This is a genomic window from Actinokineospora terrae (assembly GCF_900111175.1).
Taxonomy (GTDB): domain Bacteria; phylum Actinomycetota; class Actinomycetes; order Mycobacteriales; family Pseudonocardiaceae; genus Actinokineospora; species Actinokineospora terrae.
Window position 1 is genome coordinate 71,622 of record NZ_FOGI01000005.1, and the last position, 20,400, is coordinate 92,021.

The window sequence follows — 20,400 nt, forward strand, 5'->3', positions numbered from 1 at the left end:
TCCCTCTCTCCTGACACCCGACTGGCTGGTCGTGTCGCGTTCAACGGTAGGCATCGCCGGACCACGGACCCGAGCAACGCGTTGCAGATCACAGTCCCGCGCGAGCCCCCGATCAACGGTATCGGGTAAGGGCCTGGTGCGGTCCCGGTTTGAGTGTAACCGGCGGTTACACTTATCCCGGATGATGGGCGTCGGATTCCGACCCCGTGGGATGCCGCGAACAGCTTACGGGGTCGGCGCGGACGAGATCCGGGCCTTCATCTCCGCCAGGAGCTGGGCGAACGCGGGGGAGTCCATCGAGGCCACCTGCGCGGCGAGCTCGGTTTCGATCGCGTCGTCGTGGCAGCTTTGCGCCGCGGTCGCGCGCATCGACCTTTTGATCGACAGCACCAGGTCTTTGGGCGCTTTGGCGGTAGCCGCGGCGAGGTCGACGGCCGCTTGGACTAGCGCGTCGTGGTCGCCGTCGACGGTCGTGAGGGTCAGACCGACCCGTAGTGCCTCTGCGGCGTCCGGCACGTGCCGGAACAGGGTCATCGCGGTCGCGGTCTGCGGGCCCACGAGCCGCTGCAGCATCCACGTCATGCCGCCGCCTGGGTGGATGCCCAACTGGAGGAACCGCGCGTCGAACCGGGCCCGCGGTCCCGCGATCCGGACGTCCGCGGCCAGCGCCAGGTTCAACCCTGCCCCTACCGCCGCCCCGCCGACGGCCGCGATCGTCGGCAGTGAACACCGCGCAACGGCCAGGAACCCCGCGTAGATGCCGCGCAGCCCCTCCTCGCGCGACTCTCCGAGCACCGTTAGGTCTGCCCCGGCGCAGAACGCGGGGGGTGTGCCGGTCACCACGACTGCGGCCGTGTCCGGGTCGGCTTCGCACTCGGCCACCAGCTCCGCGAGCCGGGCCGACATGGGCAGGGTCAGGGCGTTGCGCCGGTCGGGGTCGTCGAGGGTGATCACGGCGACGCCGTCGCGCCGCTCAAGCAGGACGGTCATGTCCGCGCACCCTAGCCGGGCTCGGGCGCGGGCGGACGCTCCAGAAGGGTGGACAGGACGACGGTGGAGACGGTCCTGGAGACCATGTCGACCGCGCGCAGCCGCTCCAGGGCGTCCTCCAGGTGGTGGATGTTGGCCGCCCGCAGGTGCACGATCGCGTCGGCCGACCCGGAGACGGTGTAGGCGGCCACCACCTCGGGCAGCGGTTCGAGCCGCTGGCGGATCCGGTCGGGGGACACGTTGCCCTGGCAGTGCACCTCGACGAAGGCCTCGGTGCCCCAGCCCAGCGCCTCCGGGTTGACCACGGCGGTGAACCCGCGCAGCACCCCGGTCTCCAGCAGCCGGTCCACCCGCCGCTTGACCGCGGGCGCCGAGAGCGAGACGGCCTTGCCGATCTCGGCGTAACTCGACCTCGCGTCGGCCACGAGCTGTGAAATGATTCGCTGATCAATGACGTCCACACGCAACATTCTGCATGTTCGAGGGCGTCTTAGCGACATTGATGACTGCTTTCCGGGGCTCTACATTTCGATCCATGACCTCGGCACCCGTGCGGCAGCCCGCGACCACCCGCCTCGCCACGACGCGGCGGTACCTCATGTGCTCGCCCACGTACTTCGCGGTCGAGTACTCCATCAACCCCTGGATGGACCCCACCCGCCCGGTCAGCACCGAGGGCGCGGTCGCCGAGTGGACGGCGCTGAAGGAGACCTACGAGCGCCTCGGCCACACCGTCGAGACCATCGCCCCCCAGCCCGGCCTGCCGGACATGGTCTTCTCCGCCAACTCGGGCACCGTCATCGACGGCGTGGTGCTGGGCTCCCGCTTCCGCGCCCCCCAGCGCGCCGCCGAGGCCGACTTCTTCCGCACCTGGTTCCTCGACCGCGGCTACCGCGACATCGTCATGCCCGAGAAGATCAACGAAGCCGAGGGCGACCTCACCTGGACCGGCGATCTGTTGCTCGCCGGAACCGGCTTCCGCACCGACCCCGGTGCCCACGCCGAAGCCCAGGAAGTCCTGGGCGTCCCGGTGGTGTCACTCCAGTTGGTAGACCCCCGCTACTACCACCTGGACGTCGCACTGTTTGTGCTCACCGAGGCCACCCCCACCTCCCGAGCGCACATCGCCTACTACCCCGCCGCCTTCTCCCCCGGCACCCAACGCCTCCTCCGCCGCCTCTACCCAGACGCCATCCTCGCCACCGAAGAGGACGCCGCCTGCCTAGGCCTCAACGCCGTCTCCGACGGCCGCAACGTCATCCTTCCCAAGGAAGCCACCACCCTCACCACCCAACTCCACACCCACGGCTACACCCCCCACCCCGTAGACATCACCGAACTCCGCAAATCCGGCGGCGGGCCAAAGTGCTGCACCATGGAACTCCGCGATCGGACGCGCTAAAGAGGGGTGTGGGCCCGCTTCGGCTCGGTAGGTTCGACTCTGGAAGGTAGGGCTACCGGGCTGGGGTGAAGTCGTGGGTGATGATGGGTATGAGGACTTACTGAAGCCGTTGCTTCTGCCTCAGCTGACGTACTCGCGGGACGAAGTTCTCCTGGGGAAGCCGTGTCCGGTGCCGGCTTTGGCGGGGTTGTATGGCTGGTTCTTTGATGAGGTTCCGCCTGTGGTGCCGTTGCCGGAGGGGTTGGCGGAGGCGCCGTGGAAGTTGCTGTATGTGGGGATTGCGCCGAAGCCTGCGCCGCGGAATGGGGCGCGGGCGAGCACGCGGACGATTCGGCATCGGGTGAAGGAGCACCTCAGGGGGAACGCGGAGGCGTCCACGCTCCGGCTGTCGCTGGGGTGCCTGCTTGCTGACCAGTTGGGGTTGGAGCTGCGTCGCGTCGGGAGTGGGAGCCGGTTGACCTTCGTGCACGGCGAGCAGGTGTTGAACAAGTGGTTGGACGCCCACGCCCGGGTGTCCTACCTCGCGGTGGAGTCGCCGCGGGAGGTGGAGCAGGCGGTGATCGAGCGGGAGTACCTGCCGCTGAACCTGAGCGACAACCGGCACAACCCGTTCTTCGAGGAGCTCACCCGCATCCGGAAGGACGCCAAGGCCGCGGCCCGCGCTCTCCCGGTGCTCCCGAACCCGTCGGGCCGGAGCACCGCCAAGCGCTGAACTGTCGTACCCCGGTGGTCCACTGTGCGGGAGGCCGTTACAGCTCGGCGGATGCTGGGCACTTCTGGGCCGACAGTGGATTGTGGGAGGGCTGATGAGTGTGAACGTGCGTCCGGCGAAGCCGCAGGTGCCGGTGTTTCGCAGTGGGGTTGTCGTGGAGGTGCCGCGGGTGGTGGTGCCTGTGCAGCGGGTTTCGGTGGGGAATCCGGTGTTCAGTGCGGCTAAGGGCTGACGAGCAGTAAGAGGGCGTTGGCGATGTCGGGGGGTGTGCCGGTGGCTAGGTGGCGGAGTTGCATGCCCGCTACTAGGGCCACGACGGGGCCGGTGAGGTGTTCGGGTGAGGGGACGCCGAGGGCTGTGAGGATGGTCAGCGTCAGCGCGTCGTAGGCGGCGAAGCAGCGGGATGTGGCGTCGCGCAAAGAGGGGTCGCGGGCGGCGTGGAGGTAGAGCTCGAACGGGGCTAGGTCGGACGGTAGGTTCTCCACGACCTGTTGGACCAACGCGGCCGCTTGTTCAAGAGTCGCTGGTAGCTCGAAGGTTGCGAGTCGGCTTGTCTCCTCTTGGACGAAGAGCAGCAGGCTCTCTCGCAGCAGGTCGGTCTGGGTCGCGAAGTGGTACGTGATCGACCCGAGCGAGACCTCCGCTTCCCGGGCGATCCGCCGGTTCGTCACCCCGGCGACGCCTTTGTCGGCGATTACCCGCAGGGTCGCGCGCAGGATCCGGTCCCTGGTCACGACGGCCACCTCCGGTCCCAGCGCTCGACGGACTCCAGTTGCGCGGCAAGGGAAATCAGCTGCCGCTCGCTGTCAGCACGTCCCAACAGCTGCGCGCCCACCGGCAGCGGTACCAGTCCCGCGGGCACGTTCATGGCAGGCCAACCGAGCACATTCCACGGCCACGCGTACGGGCACGCGCGGATGATCGCCTGATCCGTCTGCCACCCGCGAAGTCCGTCGATAGCGCCAACGGGCAGCGGTAGGGAAGCCGTCGTCGGTGTCAGGAGTACGTCGACGCGGTCGAACACCCGCCCAACCCGGCGCTGGAACAGCCGCAAGGTGGCGTTAGCGGCGCGCAATCCACGCCCGCGCAAGAGAGCCCCGAGACGCCCGTTGCTTAGAGTGCGTGTATCGAGCAAGAGCGGATCCGGGACGCGGTCGTGCCAGTCGTGGACGCCGCCTAGAGAGCGGGGGAGGAAGTTGAGTCCAATCAGGCCGTAGTCGGGATTCGCGACGACGATCTCGTGCCCCAGCGACCGCAGCACTCGCGCGAGTCGCACAACGGCCGTACGCACCAACGGATCCAGGGCGACCCGCATGCCAGTGAACGCTGGCCGCAACGACAGTCCTATCCGCAACCTGCCCGGGTCTATATCAGCCGCATCCCGGAACGGCGCACCAGCGAGCACCTCTAGCAACAACGCCGCATCCCCGACCGTACGAGCCAACACGCCATCAGTCGTGATGCCGTGGAACAGGTCCGGACTGGACACCCGCCCCCGCTGCGGCTTGATCCCCACCAGATGCGTCCACGCCGCCGGAATCCGCACCGACCCGGCGCCGTCCGACCCAACGGCCGCGGGCACCAACCCCGCCGCGACAGCAGCAGCCGAACCACCAGAGGACCCGCCAGGCGTTCGCCCCAGATCCCACGGGTTCCGGGTCACCCCAAACGCAGATCCCTCGGTTACCGGCCACTGGCCAAACTCAGGTGTGTTGGTCTTGCCGACGATGACAGCGCCAGCAGCCTTGAGCCGCCCAACCAGCGCGCAGTCCGCTGTAGCCGCAGGAAACTCGCCCGGGCAACCAAACGCGGTGGGCTCACCGGCGATGTCGACGTCATCCTTGATGGCGACCGGTACGCCCAACAGTGGCAACCGCTCGCCCGCACCAAGAGCCCGGTCCGCCGCCGCAGCATCAGTGAGCGCTACCTCGCGAACACGGCGAAACGCGTTCAGCGTCGGTTGGCTCTGCCTGATCGAGTCCAAGACCGCGGTCGTCAGCGCTACTGACGTGGTCGACCCGGCAGCAAGAGCCTGAGCGTTGGCCTCCAGTCCGAGCACGGCGACCTCCTTGTTCGTTCGAACGAACGGTAGCCGGTTCACGCCGCCGAGACCACGGGCGCGAGGATGGGGAGATGAGCACGCAACCCGAGGCCCGCAGGCGCTCCCGCAGGCAAGAGACCCGGCTCTGGCGCGTCCCGGTCACCCGGGTCGAGCGCGTCACCCCGCAGATGGCGCGGGTGACCGTCCAGCACGAGTCGCTGGCGAGCCTGGCCGGGGCGCGCACCGACCAGAACGTGATGCTCTACCTCTACCCCGAGGGCACGCAGCTCCCCGAGCCGCTGACCCTGGAGTCCGCACGCGGATTGTGGGCACAAGTCCGGCCGCTGACCCGCACCTACACGATCCGGAGGCACGACCCCGCCACCAACGAGGTCGACTTCGACTTCGTGCTGCACGGCGACGCGGGCCCGGCCTCGGCATGGGCGTCCAGGGTCCAGCCGGGCGACGAGGTGATCTTCGTCGGACCGTCGCCCGCTTACCAGCCCGACCCGACCGCGGACTGGTACCTGCTCGCGGGTGACGAGACCGCGATCCCCGCCATCGCCGCGATCCTCGCCGCGTTGCCGCAAGACAAGCAGGTCTTGGCCTTCGTCGAGGTAGCCAACGCCGCAGAAGCGCAGCCACTCGATGGCGTCACATGGCTCTACCGCGACGGCGCACCGGCAGGCCAGAACACGGTGCTAGTCGAAGCCATCAGGGCCGCGACGCTGCCGGAAGGGCTACCGGAGGTCTGGATGGCCGGTGAGCGGTCGGCGATGCTCGCGGTGCGGTCGCACCTGCTCGACGACCGCGGCTACCCCCGCCAGCGCGTGCGTCCCACGACCTACTGGCGCCTGGGCGAGAGCGGCAACTGATCGACTGTCCGGTTGGAACTTCTCACCCCGGGCGCTCGTTGGACTCCCGGGCCGACGAGAACCGAGGAGGCGAGGGTGCACGGACATGTCAACGGGGTGCGGACCGCGCTCCTGCTGGGCGGTCTCAGCGCGCTGATCGTGCTGGTCGCGTCGTTCTTCGGCCGCACGGCGCTCATCATCGGCGTTCTGGTTGCCGCGGGCGTCAACGGTTACGCGTACTTCAACTCCGACAAGCTCGCCCTGCGGGCCATGCGCGCGCGGCCGGTCTCGCAAGCTGAACAGCCCGCGCTGTACCGGATTGTGCGCGAGCTGGCCACCGCCGCCCGGCAGCCGATGCCCCGCCTGCACGTCAGCCCCACGGCCGCCCCGAACGCGTTCGCCACCGGCCGCAACCCGCGCAACGCCGCCGTCTGCTGCACCACGGGCCTGCTGGACCTGCTCGACGAACGCGAACTGCGCGGCGTCCTGGCCCACGAGCTGGCGCACGTCTACAACCGCGACATCCTCATCTCGTGCGTCGCGGGCGCGCTGGCCACCGTGGTCAGCCTCTTGGCCAACCTCGCGCTGTTCGCGGGCATCTTCTGTGACGACGACGATGACCGCGCCAACCCGTTCGCCATGCTGCTGATCGCGATGCTCGGCCCCATCGCTGCGGTCATCGTGCAGATGGCGGTCAGCCGCTCCCGCGAGTACCAGGCCGACGAGTCCGGCGCCCGGCTCACCGGCGACCCGCTCGCGCTGGCCTCCGCGCTGCGCAAGCTCGACGAGGGCACCCGCGCCGCGCCGCTGGCCCCCGAGCCCGCGGTCGCCGCGCAGTCGCACCTGATGATCGCCAACCCGTTCCGCCCCGGCGACGGCATCTCCCGGCACTTCTCCACGCACCCACCCATCGCGGACCGCATAGCGCGGCTCGAACGGATGGCGCTGGAGCAGTCCTAACCGGTGGCGCCCGCGGCCTTCGCGACGCTCATGACGTACTCGCCGTAACCGGACTTCGCCAGCTTGGTGCCCAGCGCGTAGCACTCGTCCGGGGTGATGAAGCCGCGGTCGAGGGCGATCTCCTCGAGGCAGGCGATCCGGACGCCGGTGCGGTGCTCCAGCACCTGGACGAACTGGCCCGCCTCCAGCAGCGAGTCGTGCGTGCCGGTGTCCAGCCAGGCGAAGCCCCGGCCGAGGTCGAGCAGCCTGGCCCGGCCCTGCCGCAGGTATTCCAGGTTGACGTCGGTGATCTCCAGCTCGCCCCGCGCCGACGGCGACAGGCTCTTGGCGATCTTGATGACGTCGTTGTCGTAGAAGTACAGCCCGGTGATGGCCCGGTTCGACTTCGGCTCGGCAGGCTTCTCCTCGATGGACAGCAGCCGACCGTCCGCGTCTACCTCACCGACGCCGTAGCGCTGGGGGTCCTTGACGGGGTAACCGAACAAGACAGCGCCATCGAGGTCCGCGATGTTGGCCTGCATCATCTGCGAGAACCCGAGACCCCAGAAGATGTTGTCGCCGAGCACCAGCGCCACGGAGTCGTCCCCGACGAAGTCCTCGCCGATGATGAACGCCTCGGCCAGCCCGTTGGGCTCCGCCTGCTCCGCGTAGGAGAACGCGACCCCGAACTGGCTGCCGTCGCCGAGCAGCCGCTGGAAGTTCGGCAGGTCGGCGGGGGTGGAGATGATCAGGATGTCCCGGATCCCGGCCAGCATCAGCACCGAGAGCGGGTAGTAGATCATCGGCTTGTCGTACACGGGCAGCAGCTGCTTCGACACCGCCTGCGTGATCGGGTGCAACCGGGTCCCACTACCCCCAGCGAGGACGATGCCCTTCATCACGGCTCCTGTCGTGTTCACCAATCCGAGGCTACCCACGTAAGAGCCACCCGCATCCCCTATCGAGCGGCGACTCCCCGACAGTGCATCGCCCCTAGTGCACGCAGGGTTACCAGTGATGCCGGACACCACGCCCTGATCGGCTGGTCAGCCGGTTGGATCGACACCGAGAGTGTCGTGATCGGCAGGTTCCCTGGTCTGGCTGACGATCCACGCCAGGTAGGCCGGGTTGCCCGCCTGGATCGGCAGCGCGAACACGCACGGCACGTCGTACGGGTGGTCCCGGTCGGCGCGGGCGACGATCTCCGGCACCAGCGACAGGCGGGTGTGCAGCGCCACGCGCGCCTCCACGTCGTCCTGGATGGCGCCATCCCACCGGTAGACGGACCTGACCGGGCTGATGTGCTGCCCGCACGCCACCAGCCGGTCGGCCACGAGCGCGCGCGTGAAGTCCACCAGCCACCCGGCGTCAGCCGCGGTGATGACGACCTCGCAGGCCTGCACAGGTCCACCTCCCGGGAGGTGGTGGGTCGGGCACGGGGCCAACCCACCACCGGGCGTCAGCGGTAGTTCGTGAACTGCAGGGCGATGCCGAAGTCGCCGGTCTTGAGCAGGTTGATGACGTCCTGCAGGTGGTCCTTCTTCTTGCCCGAGACGCGCAACTGATCGCCCTGGATCTGCGCCTGGACGCCCTTGGGGCCCTCGTCGCGGATCTTCTTGGCGATCTCCTTGGCCTTCTCCGCCGAGATGCCCTGCACCAGCGTGCCGGTCACCTTGTGCACCTTGCCCGACGGCGCGGGCTCACCGATGTCGAACGCCTTCTGGGAGATGTTCCGCTTGACCAGCTTCTCCTTGAAGACCTCGATCGCGGCGGCGCAACGCTCCTCGGTCTCGGCCTCGAAGGTGATCGCCTCCTCGCCGGACCAGGCCACCTTCGCCCCGGTGCCGCGGAAGTCGAACCGGGTGGCCAACTCCTTGCCAGCCTGGTTCAGCGCGTTGTCGACCTCCTGCCGGTCCACCTTGCTCACCACGTCGAATGACGGGTCCGCCACGTGCCTCGCACCTCCGCTGTACAGGGGTAGTTCAGGTCGGCACGGATGGTACCGCCGCCACCACCCACCAGGGGGTCGCCGCGCAGAGGGGGGTACCCGTTGGAACTCCCCCCACCCCATTCGGTATGGTTCCCGACGTCCAGCAGCACCGGACACCCCGGCGGGTTGCCCGAGCGGCCAATGGGAGCGGACTGTAAATCCGTCGCGAAAGCTACAGAGGTTCGAATCCTCTACCCGCCACCACATGTCCTGACCAGGGCATATAACCGAATAGTAGATCGTCGGCTTCGGCCAAGATGATCTTTGGGTGCGGCTTTGGGTGCGAACGTACACTCAAGGCCATGCCTGTTTTGCCAGATGAATCCCGCCAGCGCGGTCGGATCGAGCAGCGTGGGTCCAACCTCCGCGTAGTCGTCTACGCGGGCGATGACCCGGTCACTGGCAAGCGCTCGTACCTCCGCGAGTCGGTCAAGGGCAACGACAAGGCTGCTTATAAGCGAGCAAACACGGTACTTACCCGCCTGCTCGCCCAAGTCGAGAAGCAACGGGTCACCGAGACCTCTATCTCGCTCGGTGAGGTACTTGAAGAGTGGCTAAAGGTCGCCGAGATGGAAGACAGCACCCGCGCGGGCTATCGGGGCTACATCGAGCGCAACATACGGCCTGCCCTAGGCGCCTTGGCCGCTCGCAAGGTCACCGCTCGTGTCCTGGAGTCGTTCAACGCTGAACTCCGCAGGTGCCGGGAGCGGTGCGACGGCAAGCCGTACATCGCCCACAAGGCCACCGGGCTTCACGACTGCCTCAGCGTCGGGTGCAAGCCGCACGTGTGCAAGCCGCTGGCGGCATCGACAGTGCGGCAGATCCACGCCGTGATCAGTGGTGCGATGGCGGCGGCCGTGCGCTGGGAATGGCTGGACGACAACCCCGCGCGCAAGGCCCACCGTCCGCGTCAGAGCCCATCCCAGCCGGACCCGCCGTCAGCGGCGGAAGCCGCTCTGCTGATCGAAGCCGCGTTCGAGGTCGATGACGACTGGGGAACGTTGGTCTGGTTGGTCATGACCACCGGGATGCGGCGCGGGGAGGTCTGCGCGCTCCGCTGGGACCACATCGACTTGGACCTGGGCGTGCTGGAGATCCGCCAGAGCTACATCGATCGCGGCGGGATCAAGAAGATCAAGGACACCAAGACGCACCAGATGCGGCGGATCGCGCTGGACACGGAAACGGTTGTCTTGCTGGGTGAACTGCGCCAGCGGTGCATTCAACGATGCGCGGCCCTCAACATTGAGTTCACCGGTGACCTGTACGTGTTCGTAGGCGTGCGCAAGCCCCACCCGCGTGTCCCGTGCAAGCCGGACAGCATCTCCGGCCGGTACAAGTACATGGCAACCAAGCTGGGCATCGAGACGCACATCCACGAACTCCGCCACTACTCCGCGACCGAACTCCTGACCGCAGGCGTGGACCTGCGGACGGTGGCCGGTCGGCTGGGACACGGCGGAGGTGGCGCCACGACGTTGCGTGTCTACGCGGCCTGGGTGGCTGGTGCCGACCGCAAGGCCGCCGAGATCCTTGCGTCGCGCATGCCCAAGCGTCGTCCGAAGCCATGATCAACGCGTAGTCCGCAACTACGGGTCGCGTCGGTATCGTGTCCGCGTGAGCGATGAACGCGGTGCCTGGACGGTCTTCGGTGAGCGAACCGTCTATGACAACCGGTGGGTTCGGGTAGGGCTTGCTGACGTCGAGGCGCCCAATGGCGAGCGGTGGGACTACCACGTCGTGCACTTGGCGCGGATCGCCATCGCGCTGATCGTGAACGAGCGCGACGAGGCGTTGATGCTCTGGCGCTACCGCTTCCCGACCGACCAGTGGGGTTACGAACTGCTGGGTGGGCTGGTCGATGAAGGCGAGGATGCCGCTGCGACTGCCGCGCGTGAGGCAGCGGAAGAGAGCGGTTGGCGGCCAGTGGGGGAGCCGGAACATCTGGTCACCTTTCAGCCGTTGCCGGGGCAGGTAACGGCTCCCGTGGATGTCTACCTCTGGCGTGAGGCCGAACGGCTCGGTGAACCGACCGACACCGAAGAGGTGGGTCGGATCGAGTGGGTTCCGCTTGGCCGAGTCAACGAGTTGGCGCAGCGCCAAGAGTTGTTGGGCTCCGGGACCCTCGTGTCACTGCTGTACTACCTGAACTCACGTCGGCAGGACTAGGTGGCTGAGGCGGCGTAGGAGGCGGTCGGTCTTGATCTGCATTCCTAGGCGCCTGGCTTCTCGGGCGTAGGACTGGGCGGCGGTGCGGTCGCCTGCTGCCGCGTGGGCGTAGGCGAGGTCTACGAGCATGGTTACTCGGGCGCGGAGGAAGTCGGGTGGCGTGCCGTAGAGGGCGTCGACCAGGTGGTTGATGGCGTCGGGGTCGCCGAGTTTGGCTAGGGCGTTGCCTCGCCAGCGGTCTAGGTGGCTGTCGCCGAGGAAGACGAAGGGTAGGGCGGGGTCGACCGGGTCGGCGGGGAGCAGGGTGCTCGCGTCGTCGAATGCCTCTAGGGCTTGGTCGGTGTCGCCTGCGGTGGCGTGGCTCTCGCCGTGAGCGGCTGCGATCCAGGAGCGGAGCAACGGTGTCGCGATGCCTTCGGCGAGGGATCGTGCTTCTGCGATCTGTGCGACGGCTAGGCGTGGTTCGTTGATGTCGATGAGGACGAAGCCTTGTTCGGCCATGGCGTGCGCGAGTAGCGGTATAGAGCCTGCCTCGCGCGCCGCTGCCTTGGCGCGCTCGTAGTGGCCCCACGCCTGGTTGGTGGCGTTCCGGTCTAGGGACTCCCATCCTGCGAGGGTGGAGGCTTCCACCAGAACCGCCGCTAGAGCCTCGCGTTGGCCTCGTTGCGAGCCGTACCGCAGTAGGTCCTCGATCTGTTTGATCAGGGTCCGGAGTTGGTCGAGGAGGCTGATCCCGCCGAAGCGGCGGTCGACGTGCCGGGCGTTGTCGACTTGGCGGCGGAACAGGTCAACGGTGGCGGCATCGACTGTTCGTGCCGCACCCAGGCGCGCACGTAGCTCGTTGGCCTCGCTGTCGATCTCGTCCGGCGGGAACCCCAGTTCGTCGTTCGTCCGGCCGTAGATGTCGCGGAAGAGGCGCTGATATAGCGCCCAACTCACCGCCTCGTGACCGTTCTCCCAGCGGGACAACTTGGTCTTGAGGCTGGCGCGGGACATGACGGTCTCACCGATCATGGACGCGCGTTGGTGGAGCATGCCGATCACGGTGTCCGCTGAGTAACCCAGCGACTTCCGGACGGCCTGCAACCGTGTAACCGCCATCAGCGCCGACCCCCGAATAATCGTGCTGACCTGCAAAGTTAACTGGACATAATGGTTCCGCGGTTAACCCTGGCCACCTGTTTTCCGGTGCGCGGATGCCGTTTCTTGTAAGTGTGGACAGGAAGCAATCATCGCGAGACCGGTCATCGGGCCTACTTGTCGGTCCGGTTGACCAGGCTCACAACGTCCATGGTCAGACCGTCCATCTTCTCGCTGAGATCGTCCAACCGGTCCTGGATGGCCTCCAGGCGCTCCAGGATCAGGTCGGTCCCCCGGTCGCCGGTTTGACCAGGTTCGAGCGGCCGCCTGCCGTGGAGCAGGGCGTACAGATGCCCGGGGTGCCACTCCAGCGCGATGGACAGGGCTTCGAGGGTCTTGGTGTTGCGGCGCCGCTCGACGGTGTGGTTCTCCAACTCGCGGATGATGGCCTGCGACACCTGCGACCGTTCGGAGAGCTGGACCTGGCGCAGGTTCAACTCGCGCGAACGCGACTTAATCGCCTTCGCGACCGCAGACCAGTCCTCTGTCACGTATTCCTCCGCGCTCCGCCGTCACGACGAGATTAGCGCGCGTCCCAATTCGCTTGTGGCCCATCGCGGTCGTCAGCGCGGCATGTCTATCAAGTCGCTGACGTCAATGGAATGAAGCCCCACTTCAGCTTCTGACATTAACTAAGGGAAATCATCCATGAGCACAGCTATGCCTGGAACCGGTCCCGTCTTCTACACAGTCCGCGAAGCCGCCAAGATCCTGCGCGTCGACCCGGCCACGCTCTACCGGGCGATCCGGGAGGACGGCTTCCCCGCCGTGCGGGTCAGGACGCGCTACGTCGTCCCGTCAGCCGCACTCGACAAGCTCATCGCGGAGGCAGCCGAAACCGGCGGCCTGGTCGACCCAGGTCGTATCGCTGCTGAGCGGCGGACCGCCCGGGAGGTCCAGCGGCTCACCGGGGGTGGCTGGTGACCTTCGAGGAGTCGACCGCCGCTGCCTTGGACCAGTTCGAGCACGTCCCGGACGACGTGCTCTGGGAGGTGGTGACCCGGGACGGCGCCTGCATGGCGGTCTACGCGGACGGCAAGGCGCCTGACTTCACCGGTGACGTGCTCTCCGATCGCGAGATGGCCGCGCGCATCTGTGCTGGTTGCCCGGTACGAGATGAGTGCCTGGAGCTGGAGTTCCGAACGGTCGGAGGCAGCTCCCCAGGGGTCTGGGGAGCGCTGAACGTGGAAGACCGCCAAGCCGTCTATGCGGCTTGGCTGGCACGGAGGGTCGGAGGTTGGCAATGACCTCGTTCACTGTCACCCCAACCATGCTGCTTGCCGCACTCGGGATCGTGCTCGGTGTGCTGCTGATGTGGCGCTCAGGAGCCCGGAAGGGGCGTGCGACCGCTGATGCCGCCCGGGCTGGTGCGCGTGCCGTGTCGTTGCTGGGCCGGGTGCTCGTCCTTGGCGGCATGATCACCGGCGTTCAGTGGGTGGTCGTCACCTACGCGGCGGGGAACACGACGCTGCTGGCCGTCGTCCTCGGGCTCCCGGCGTTGTTCACGGCAAGCACGCTGGTCCGGGTGTTCACGGTCGTGACCGACGCACCGCGTCGCGGTGGGAAGCGATGACCCGTCGCCAGTCGGAAGGGGCAGCCGCCGTCGTGCGGCTGCCCCGCCCGGGTCGGCAACGCCGCTGGACTTGGGATCGGGCTCGTGCACGCCAGGCAGGCCGGGATGCTGCGGCGTGGCTGGTCAGGCTGCCGTTGCGGTACTTCCGGGCCGTACTCCGGGGGCTGGCGGTGGCGGCTCGTTGGTGGCGCAGGTGGGTGACCGTTCGCGACTTCCGACAGGCTGCCGAGCAACAGGACAAGCTGGCGGACAAGTTCCGGGAGATCCGCGAACTCACCCTGTTCCGGTATCGGGTCAGCGCCGGTCTCCTGCTCTTGACTGCGAGCGTGGCCACGGTCCTGCAAGTGACCTACGGAGACGTGGTCTGGTGGGCCTCTGGCGCAGTCGTGTCGTTGTCGCTGGCACTCATAGGTCGGCAACGTGACGGCTCACCAGGGCGTAAGGCTGTGTTGCCAGGACCCCGGAGCTTGGCGTGGACAGTTGACCCCCTAGCGCTGGCGGAGGCGTTCAGGGACGCAAGGCTGATCGGCAAGGACGAGTCGCTGCGGTTGGTCGAACGTCCGATCCGAAGTGGCGACGGATGGGCGGTCACCGTGGATCTCCCGGCCACCCGCAAGGCGGCAGACGTGATCCGAAGCCGTGATGCGTTGGCCTCCGCGCTCGCTGTGGACGAACTTCAGCTAGTCGTGGAACGAGTCCGCGGTAACGGTGGACACGCTGGTCGGGCGGCAATTTGGGTTGCCGACTCCGACCCGTATGACAAGCCGCCGGAGCGGACGCCCTTGCGAGTCGCTGACCGATGGGATGCATGGCGGCCGGTCCCCTTCGGACGGGACGCACGAGGTAGGCGGATTGACTTGCCTCTGGTGTGGACATCGTTGCTAGTGGGTGCGATCCCTAGGCAGGGCAAGACTTTCGCTGCACGTATGGCTACGGCAGGTCTTGTACTGGACCCGCACACGCGGCTCTACGTGGCCGACTTCAAGGCTGGCAAGGACTGGGATGCTGCCGCGCTTGTCGCCCACCGGTTCATGTCGGGAGACGAGCCGACGCACGTACTCGACCTGGTGGGCTGGCTCGGTGAGCTGGTGCAGGAGGTCCAGGGCCGCTATCGCCGGATGCGCGGGTTGGACGACGCGGTGTGCCCAGAGTCGAAGGTGACTCCGGCGATGTCGCGGGACAAGTCCCTGGACATGCCGATCACCGCGCTGATCATCGACGAGGTCCAGGTACCGCTGGACGACCACACCGTCGTGGACCTGGACGGGAGGCGAGTGCCAGCGGGCGAACACATCGGCGAGCAGTTGACGTGGCTCGCCAAGAAGGGGCCTGCGGCCGGGCTCGTCCTGGTCCTGGCGACACAGCGGCCGGACTCGAAAACGATCCCCTCCGGACTGCGGGCGGTGCTGGGCTCCCGGTTCGCGCTGCGGGTCATGGACTGGCGCGACAGCAACATCGTCCTCGGCGAGCAGATGAACACCAGGGGGTACGACGCAAGCCGCCTACTGCCCTCCCACAAGGGCGTTGGCATCCTCCGCCCGGACGGCGAGACAGCCGGTGACGTCTTGGCCACGACAGTGCGGACCTTCTACATGCCCAACGACGACTGGCGCGTGATCTGCGAGCAGGGCCGGGTGTTGCGGGCCGCTGAGGGCACGCTGACCGGTCACGCTGCTGGCGACGCGGTGCCCGTGGAGCCTTTGCGTGCGGTCGGTCCGGCGGCGGTGCCGGGTGTCCTTGCTGCTGTGGCGGACTTCGTCGAGCACCACGGAGCTGGCCGCGAGTTCATCCCCAGCGCTGAACTAGTAGAGGCGCTGGACGTCGAGCCAGGCACGCTGGGGCGGCAGATGAGCGACTTCGGCTGTGCGTCGACCCGGGACCGGATCACCACCGCCGATGGTGTCCGGCAGGTGCGGGGATACCTGGTCACGGAGATCACCGAGGCCATCCGCCGGGCGTCACATGGTGACACCTCCGTCGAACTGCCGTGACGCTCGTCGGGCCTGACGATCATGGGGTTCACCAGCGGAAACAGCAGTTGTGACGGCTGTGACACCCAAACCCGCCCACATCACCCACACGCCAAGCGGCGGCTGCCAAGCTCTCAACAAGAGCTGGCAGCCGCCGTGTCACAGACGTCTCCACTTGTCTTTCAGCGCGCTGTCAATCCGGTCGAAACGTTCGGTCAACGCTGTGAGGCGCTTCTCCATGGCTTCTAGACGCGCACCCACATCAACGTTCGGGGTCGGATCTTCGTTCGTGCCCGCAAGGACGCCCGCGAGGTGCCCAGGAGGCAGTTCGAGCGCGATGGACAGAGCTTCAAGGGTCCGGCCATGTCGGCGACGTTCTACCGTGTTGTACTGAAGTTCTCTGATGATGGCTTGGGACACCTGCGCACGTTCAGCGAGTTCCCATTGCGGCAGACGCAACTGCCGCACGCGCCGGTCAATAGTTCTGGCTACCGCCTGCCAATCCTCTGTCGCCACTTCCAACCACCCGGTGATTAACGGTCGGCTGGCGAGTCCGTTCCGAACTCGCGGTTGTACTCCTCACGTGCGGCAGTCGCCTTCTCGATCAGGTTGTCGAGCCCCCTTGGGCTGAACAGGATCGCGAACTCGCTGCCGCCGTTGAAGTCGATCTCCGTGCCGTTGATCCCCACGTCCGTGGTGATCTCGCAGAAGTCCACCTCAATCGCCACGCTCGCGCTATATCCCTTGCCGCGCAAGTCGTTCATGTCTCCTCGTCTCCGGCCGCACCCGCGTCGGCCTTGCTGAGCAACCAGTCCACAACTGGTTGTCCGATCTCCATCACGCTTCTGTCAGCCGGAACGTCGTCCGGATTCGGGTGCGCCTCAACGGCCACCCTGGTCCCGTCGTGCAACTCCCCGGTAATCCGAAATCGGGGCTCGCAGTCGTCAGCCGCTGCGGCGAACATTGCTGTCGGATTCGTCAGCGTCGCGTACCACGCCAACAGATCCGCACAGATGCGGCCGATCGCGTGGATCCCATCGACGTCGACTTCCACGCACGCCCGGCTGCGGCTGAGGTAGATCGCCCCGATCCGACCGGGGTGCGGCAGGTGGAACTGTCCGATGTGGGCCGCCACTGATTCGGCCAAGCCGATCAACGATTGCCTGTAGTCGTCCGCACTACCCAGTGACCTACCCTGAACGCCGCTCACAGCCTCACCACCAGCGCCGAGTTTCCTAGCGTACGTACGCCCATTCGTGGCACGCATGCTTTCGCGCTCACCTCCATCAAGACCTCCACAAGGCCGTTCCCGTTCGTGCAACACTGACATCAGCGTGTCGTCAGCGCGGCTCATCCGGAAGGACCTGCGGACGACCTAAGAACGACATAAGCGGACGTGGGAGCGATGCACGAACGACCAGCGCGAACCCTGCTCGAACATCTCATCAGGGACCGCAACCTGACCTACGAAGAATGCGCTGAAGCCCTAGAACGCCTAGCCCACGACACCGGCGAGCCAGGCACCCTCAGCGCCCGCCACCTCCAGCGCCTAGCCGCCGGTCGCCGCCCGGACGGCTCCCCACTCGCTCCGCCGCGTCCTGCAACTGCCCGCCTGCTCGAACGCTTCTTCGAGCACAACGTCAAGACCTTGCTTCGCCCCCCGGCCTACCCCGTGTCACACGATGGGGCTGCGGAACTTCGCCGCCTGGTCCACCTCTCAAGCCGTGTGGACATGTCCGTGGTCGACCTCCTGCGCGAACAGTTGGCCTACCTCCGCCGCTTGGACCGCCAGTTCGGCGCACTCGTTACTAGCGGCGAGGTCAGGGCCAAGATTGAGCAGACACGCCGCCTTAAGGCGCACAGCTTGCTCCCCGCAGTGCGCGCACCCCTGGCCGCGATCGAATCCGAACTGTGCACGTTGGCGGGATGGCAAGCACTCGACTGCGGAGATCCACTTGAGGCATGGCGGTTCTACGAGGACGCCAGGGTGGCTGCGCGGGAAGTCCCCGACCCAAGCTGGCTAGTCCACGCCACCGCTGAACAAGCGATCGTGCTCATCGACCTAGATCAACCAACAGACGCCGTAGACCTGCTCGCAAGCCTGGACCCGGCTAACTCACGGGCACTTCCGTCGGGGATCCGCTCGTGGTGCCTAGCCGCACTAGGCGAAGCCTATGCCGCTGCAGGTGACACCAGACTCAGCCTGACGAGCTTCGACCAGGCAGAACAACTCCTGACGGCCTCCACCCCAGAGGCTGGCCCATACGTCGCCCTGGACACCACCCACCTAACCCGCTGGCGCGGCCACGCCCTAGCCCGCCTAGGCCGACGAGAAGCCCACGAAGTCCTGACGGCCGTCCTTGCCGACCTGGACCCCACGTTCGTCCGTGCCGCCACAGGGCTCCGCATCGACCTGGCCCTGATTCACTGCTCGATGAAGGATTTCGACCAAGCATCGTCACATGCGAAGGAGGCGGCGGCAGTTGCCGCAGAGATTGGCTCAAATAGGCAGGTGATTCGGGCTTTAGCGCTTGTGTAGCAACTTGTCCACAAGCTAGCTCGGTAAGTCGCATCGTTTTCCTCCTTCCGGTTCCCGGTCAGCTTTCGCTCGTCGGCGTTATACACTATACTTGCGGCATGAGCGATAACGTTGCGTCAACTATAACTTCTGTGCCTTTTCGGGATCCGCGGCCTTCTCCGGAGAGAATCAATCAACTGGCGCAGCGCGTTCTTGCTGGCGATATCTTGCTTCCACGTTTTCAACGAAATTTTGTATGGAAGCGCTCTCAGATTTTGGATCTTCTGGACTCGGTTCGTCGAAACTATCCAATCGGTAGCCTTCTTCTGTGGCAGTCGAGGCAGAAGCTCGCCAGTGAACGCAATATTGCGGACCTTGCGATCGCTGAATCTCGGCCAGATTACCCCGTCAACTACCTGCTTGATGGTCAGCAGAGGTTGTCGACAATATGCGGAGCTCTATTTTGGTCTGGAACTAAGGCTGATAGTGTATGGAACATCGCATACGACTTGAAGGCGGAGAAGTTTCTCCATCTCGACACTTTGGATACGCCTGCTCTTCACGTCGTCCCCACGAGGTTCCTCGCTAGCCCCTCAGACTATTTTAGCAGGCTTGTTGGCTTGGAAAAGAGTCTAAGCGTAAGGGCAAAGGCACTGTTTGATCGATTCACTGATTATCAAACTGCGGTTGTAACTCTCGGCGATATGTCTATAAAGGACGTAGGGCCAGTCTTTGAGAGGATTAACAGCACCGGTACCCGTCTAACGGTTGTAGATCTAATGCGAGCTGCAACTTGGTCCCCCGACTTTGATTTGGTCGAGAAGATCGACTCAATACTTGCTGACCTGGAGCCGAAGAAATTCTCGGGTATTGATCGTAAGACCATCTTGCGGAGTGTGGCAGCTTCTGCTGGCCTCGGGTTCACTTCGGAGAACATGGATTCTCTGCGCGACCTCAAAGCTGAAGATCTCAACAATGCTGTCTCCAGCACCTCGCAAGCCGCTCGTCGCTCCGCCGATTTCCTTTCTACGCAGATCGGCGTACCAAGTGATGCGGCGATACCCTATACAAACCAGTTTGCAGTCTTGACCGAAATCTTTCGTCGTGTTCCAAGTCCGACGGAAGCGCAGTACAAGGAGATTGCACGGTGGTTCTGGTTGACGACCTTCTCCAGCTATTTTGGTGGTTGGAATACTGGAAACATGGCGACGGACTTCGATGCCGTTGCTGATTTTGCCAAAGGTGGAACCTCCATTGATAACGGAAGCGTGGCCCCTCAGGCGTCCGTATGGCGAATCAGGGAGTTTCGTTCTAACAGTGCCACGTCGAAGATGCTGGCTCTGATGCTGGCGCATGAGGGCCCTGTCGATTTGTTGACAGGGCAGAAGATAGACACGGGCAAATCTTTGGCTTGGTCGAACGACAAAGAGTATCACCACCTATTTCCCAAAGCATACGTTGCACGTAGCGAGAAATGGAGCAAGCCAAATAAGGTCGCCAATATCATCATGCTCTCCTCAATTAGCAACATCAAGATTAGAGATAAAGCGCCCTCCGGGTATCTTGGAGCGCTGCGCGAACAAATCGGTGATAAGCCGTTCTATAACCGGCTATCCAAGTCACTTGTTTCCAGAGAGGCGGCAGACGCAGCCTTGGTGGACGATTTTGATACGTTCTTGCGCATACGAGCGGAAGATCTTCAGAGTCGGGCTGTCGAGCTCGCACGCATCAGTGGTCCTGCCGTCACACCTGCTGGAGATACCGACGTAGCGGATGATCTTGACTCTGACACGTCTGACTAGTTGGTGAGGTGGCGGAGTGGGTGCGAGTTTGGGTGCGAACCTGGGTCGTCACCTGCACCTGGAAGCCTTCAGTCTGCCCCGTTCGAGTGAACTATGCCTGTGGGTTTGTCGGCATCTTCGCAGGTCAGCCGACTGTAAATCCGTCGCGAAAGCTACAGAGGTTCGAATCCTCTACCCGCCACAGACTCAGGCGACCTGTGTCCACGGAATGCGTGGACCCGGTCGTCTGTTTGTCGTATCTGGGGGGCGACCCCCCAGGCTCCCACGGGGGCCCGTAGCGCGAGGGACGAGTGCGTGGGG

At 65.6% G+C, this 20,400-nt stretch carries 24 protein-coding genes and 1 tRNA gene; 13 read left to right on the forward strand and 12 right to left on the reverse strand.

Features of this window, described 5'->3' with window-relative positions:
* Positions 1-225: 225 nt before the first annotated feature.
* Entirely contained in the window at positions 226-990 is a 765-nt protein-coding gene (locus BMY07_RS11745) for an enoyl-CoA hydratase (RefSeq protein WP_092777527.1), read from the reverse strand.
* 11 nt (positions 991-1,001) lie between these two features.
* The gene (locus BMY07_RS11750; protein WP_092777529.1) at positions 1,002-1,451 is read right to left on the reverse strand and encodes an Lrp/AsnC family transcriptional regulator; all 450 of its coding nucleotides are present in this window, start codon (positions 1,449-1,451) and stop codon (positions 1,002-1,004) included.
* A gap of 74 nt (positions 1,452-1,525) precedes the next feature.
* Here BMY07_RS11750 and ddaH point away from each other — a divergent pair, with 74 nt between their 5' ends.
* Complete coding sequence (gene ddaH, locus BMY07_RS11755; protein WP_342741533.1) at positions 1,526-2,392, forward strand: dimethylargininase; 867 nt, start codon at positions 1,526-1,528, stop codon at positions 2,390-2,392.
* Between the two features lie 169 nt (positions 2,393-2,561).
* On the forward strand, positions 2,562-3,104 hold the full coding sequence (locus BMY07_RS35325) for a GIY-YIG nuclease family protein (protein ID WP_342741539.1): 543 nt from the start codon (positions 2,562-2,564) through the stop codon (positions 3,102-3,104).
* Between the two features lie 221 nt (positions 3,105-3,325).
* Here BMY07_RS35325 and BMY07_RS11765 read toward each other — a convergent pair whose 3' ends face one another.
* Positions 3,326-3,838, reverse strand: a complete 513-nt coding sequence (locus BMY07_RS11765; RefSeq protein WP_245782332.1) for a TetR/AcrR family transcriptional regulator — start codon at positions 3,836-3,838, stop codon at positions 3,326-3,328.
* Complete coding sequence (locus BMY07_RS11770; RefSeq protein ID WP_245782333.1) at positions 3,835-5,163, reverse strand: amidase; 1,329 nt, start codon at positions 5,161-5,163, stop codon at positions 3,835-3,837. Before BMY07_RS11770 ends, BMY07_RS11765 begins: the two co-directional genes overlap by 4 nt.
* Before the next feature lie 74 nt (positions 5,164-5,237).
* Here BMY07_RS11770 and BMY07_RS11775 point away from each other — a divergent pair, with 74 nt between their 5' ends.
* Both BMY07_RS11775 and htpX read left to right on the forward strand, forming a co-directional pair.
* Positions 5,238-6,020 carry a siderophore-interacting protein gene (locus BMY07_RS11775; RefSeq protein WP_092777535.1) on the forward strand — a complete coding sequence of 261 codons (783 nt, stop codon included), beginning with the start codon at positions 5,238-5,240 and terminating at the stop codon, positions 6,018-6,020.
* A gap of 75 nt (positions 6,021-6,095) precedes the next feature.
* Positions 6,096-6,959 (forward strand): zinc metalloprotease HtpX, encoded by an 864-nt coding sequence (gene htpX / locus BMY07_RS11780; RefSeq protein ID WP_092777537.1) that lies wholly within the window; start codon positions 6,096-6,098, stop codon positions 6,957-6,959.
* Here the strand turns inward: htpX and rfbA are convergent.
* From rfbA to BMY07_RS11795, 3 genes are all read right to left on the reverse strand, one after another.
* Positions 6,956-7,837, reverse strand: coding sequence for a glucose-1-phosphate thymidylyltransferase RfbA (gene rfbA, locus BMY07_RS11785; RefSeq protein WP_092777539.1), 882 nt, complete (start codon positions 7,835-7,837; stop codon positions 6,956-6,958). The genes htpX and rfbA overlap by 4 nt on opposite strands.
* A 147-nt stretch (positions 7,838-7,984) precedes the next feature.
* Positions 7,985-8,341 (reverse strand): divalent-cation tolerance protein CutA, encoded by a 357-nt coding sequence (cutA, locus tag BMY07_RS11790; protein WP_092777541.1) that lies wholly within the window; start codon positions 8,339-8,341, stop codon positions 7,985-7,987.
* A gap of 56 nt (positions 8,342-8,397) precedes the next feature.
* Positions 8,398-8,889: a YajQ family cyclic di-GMP-binding protein gene (locus BMY07_RS11795; RefSeq protein ID WP_092777543.1), complete on the reverse strand. Its 492-nt coding sequence runs from the start codon at positions 8,887-8,889 to the stop codon at positions 8,398-8,400.
* Between the two features lie 159 nt (positions 8,890-9,048).
* Here BMY07_RS11795 and BMY07_RS11800 point away from each other — a divergent pair.
* The 3 genes from BMY07_RS11800 to BMY07_RS11810 all read left to right on the forward strand — a co-directional run bounded on the left by BMY07_RS11800 (position 9,049) and on the right by BMY07_RS11810 (position 11,097).
* Positions 9,049-9,132 (forward strand) — tRNA-Tyr (locus BMY07_RS11800).
* Positions 9,133-9,230: 98 nt separating this feature from the next.
* Entirely contained in the window at positions 9,231-10,499 is a 1,269-nt protein-coding gene (locus tag BMY07_RS11805) for a tyrosine-type recombinase/integrase (protein WP_092777545.1), read from the forward strand.
* Positions 10,500-10,545: 46 nt separating this feature from the next.
* Positions 10,546-11,097 carry an NUDIX domain-containing protein gene (locus tag BMY07_RS11810; protein WP_092777547.1) on the forward strand — a complete coding sequence of 184 codons (552 nt, stop codon included), beginning with the start codon at positions 10,546-10,548 and terminating at the stop codon, positions 11,095-11,097.
* Here the strand turns inward: BMY07_RS11810 and BMY07_RS11815 are convergent.
* A complete protein-coding gene (locus tag BMY07_RS11815; protein WP_092777549.1) occupies positions 11,080-12,198 on the reverse strand; it encodes an NsdA family TPR-like regulatory protein in 1,119 nt (372 codons plus the stop codon). The genes BMY07_RS11810 and BMY07_RS11815 overlap by 18 nt on opposite strands.
* 152 nt (positions 12,199-12,350) lie before the next feature.
* The gene (locus tag BMY07_RS11820) at positions 12,351-12,728 is read right to left on the reverse strand and encodes a helix-turn-helix domain-containing protein (RefSeq protein ID WP_092777551.1); all 378 of its coding nucleotides are present in this window, start codon (positions 12,726-12,728) and stop codon (positions 12,351-12,353) included.
* Between the two features lie 157 nt (positions 12,729-12,885).
* Here BMY07_RS11820 and BMY07_RS11825 point away from each other — a divergent pair, with 157 nt between their 5' ends.
* The 4 genes from BMY07_RS11825 to BMY07_RS11840 are packed head-to-tail and all read left to right on the forward strand — an operon-like array spanning position 12,886 to position 15,801.
* Positions 12,886-13,161, forward strand: coding sequence for a helix-turn-helix domain-containing protein (locus BMY07_RS11825; RefSeq protein ID WP_092777553.1), 276 nt, complete (start codon positions 12,886-12,888; stop codon positions 13,159-13,161).
* On the forward strand, positions 13,158-13,484 hold the full coding sequence (locus BMY07_RS11830) for a WhiB family transcriptional regulator (protein WP_342741534.1): 327 nt from the start codon (positions 13,158-13,160) through the stop codon (positions 13,482-13,484). The genes BMY07_RS11825 and BMY07_RS11830 overlap by 4 nt, the downstream gene beginning before the upstream one ends.
* Positions 13,481-13,810: a hypothetical protein gene (locus BMY07_RS11835; RefSeq protein WP_092777554.1), complete on the forward strand. Its 330-nt coding sequence runs from the start codon at positions 13,481-13,483 to the stop codon at positions 13,808-13,810. The genes BMY07_RS11830 and BMY07_RS11835 overlap by 4 nt, the downstream gene beginning before the upstream one ends.
* Complete coding sequence (locus BMY07_RS11840; protein ID WP_425426271.1) at positions 13,807-15,801, forward strand: cell division protein FtsK; 1,995 nt, start codon at positions 13,807-13,809, stop codon at positions 15,799-15,801. The genes BMY07_RS11835 and BMY07_RS11840 overlap by 4 nt, the downstream gene beginning before the upstream one ends.
* A gap of 138 nt (positions 15,802-15,939) precedes the next feature.
* On the opposite strand, the gene BMY07_RS11845 is transcribed toward BMY07_RS11840, so the two are convergent.
* The 3 genes from BMY07_RS11845 to BMY07_RS11855 form a co-directional block, all read right to left on the reverse strand.
* Positions 15,940-16,248, reverse strand: coding sequence for an XRE family transcriptional regulator (locus tag BMY07_RS11845; RefSeq protein WP_245782334.1), 309 nt, complete (start codon positions 16,246-16,248; stop codon positions 15,940-15,942).
* Positions 16,249-16,313: 65 nt separating this feature from the next.
* Positions 16,314-16,544 carry a hypothetical protein gene (locus BMY07_RS11850; RefSeq protein WP_092777558.1) on the reverse strand — a complete coding sequence of 77 codons (231 nt, stop codon included), beginning with the start codon at positions 16,542-16,544 and terminating at the stop codon, positions 16,314-16,316.
* Entirely contained in the window at positions 16,541-17,134 is a 594-nt protein-coding gene (locus BMY07_RS11855) for a G protein-coupled receptor family protein (RefSeq protein WP_143073445.1), read from the reverse strand. The genes BMY07_RS11850 and BMY07_RS11855 overlap by 4 nt, the downstream gene beginning before the upstream one ends.
* 51 nt (positions 17,135-17,185) lie before the next feature.
* On the opposite strand from BMY07_RS11855, the gene BMY07_RS11860 reads away from it, so the two are divergent.
* Together BMY07_RS11860 and BMY07_RS11865 are read left to right on the forward strand one after the other, a co-directional pair.
* Positions 17,186-18,319 (forward strand): NsdA family TPR-like regulatory protein, encoded by a 1,134-nt coding sequence (locus BMY07_RS11860; RefSeq protein WP_092777562.1) that lies wholly within the window; start codon positions 17,186-17,188, stop codon positions 18,317-18,319.
* Positions 18,320-18,417: 98 nt separating this feature from the next.
* On the forward strand, positions 18,418-20,100 hold the full coding sequence (locus BMY07_RS11865; RefSeq protein ID WP_092777564.1) for a DUF262 domain-containing protein: 1,683 nt from the start codon (positions 18,418-18,420) through the stop codon (positions 20,098-20,100).
* Positions 20,101-20,400: the final 300 nt, after the last annotated feature.

Bases quoted from the DNA above. Each gene is read 5' to 3' on its own strand.
- BMY07_RS11745 (WP_092777527.1), bottom strand. From the start codon at position 990: ATGACCGTCCTGCTTGAGCGGCGCGACGGCGTCGCCGTGATCACCCTC.
- ddaH (WP_342741533.1), top strand. From the start codon at position 1,526: ATGACCTCGGCACCCGTGCGGCAGCCCGCGACCACCCGCCTCGCCACG.
- BMY07_RS11775 (WP_092777535.1), top strand. From the start codon at position 5,238: ATGAGCACGCAACCCGAGGCCCGCAGGCGCTCCCGCAGGCAAGAGACC.
- rfbA (WP_092777539.1), bottom strand. From the start codon at position 7,837: ATGAAGGGCATCGTCCTCGCTGGGGGTAGTGGGACCCGGTTGCACCCG.
- BMY07_RS11805 (WP_092777545.1), top strand. From the start codon at position 9,231: ATGCCTGTTTTGCCAGATGAATCCCGCCAGCGCGGTCGGATCGAGCAG.
- BMY07_RS11815 (WP_092777549.1), bottom strand. From the start codon at position 12,198: ATGGCGGTTACACGGTTGCAGGCCGTCCGGAAGTCGCTGGGTTACTCA.
- BMY07_RS11825 (WP_092777553.1), top strand. From the start codon at position 12,886: ATGAGCACAGCTATGCCTGGAACCGGTCCCGTCTTCTACACAGTCCGC.
- BMY07_RS11835 (WP_092777554.1), top strand. From the start codon at position 13,481: ATGACCTCGTTCACTGTCACCCCAACCATGCTGCTTGCCGCACTCGGG.
- BMY07_RS11840 (WP_425426271.1), top strand. From the start codon at position 13,807: ATGACCCGTCGCCAGTCGGAAGGGGCAGCCGCCGTCGTGCGGCTGCCC.
- BMY07_RS11850 (WP_092777558.1), bottom strand. From the start codon at position 16,544: ATGAACGACTTGCGCGGCAAGGGATATAGCGCGAGCGTGGCGATTGAG.
- BMY07_RS11855 (WP_143073445.1), bottom strand. From the start codon at position 17,134: ATGAGCCGCGCTGACGACACGCTGATGTCAGTGTTGCACGAACGGGAA.
- BMY07_RS11860 (WP_092777562.1), top strand. From the start codon at position 17,186: ATGCACGAACGACCAGCGCGAACCCTGCTCGAACATCTCATCAGGGAC.
- BMY07_RS11865 (WP_092777564.1), top strand. From the start codon at position 18,418: ATGAGCGATAACGTTGCGTCAACTATAACTTCTGTGCCTTTTCGGGAT.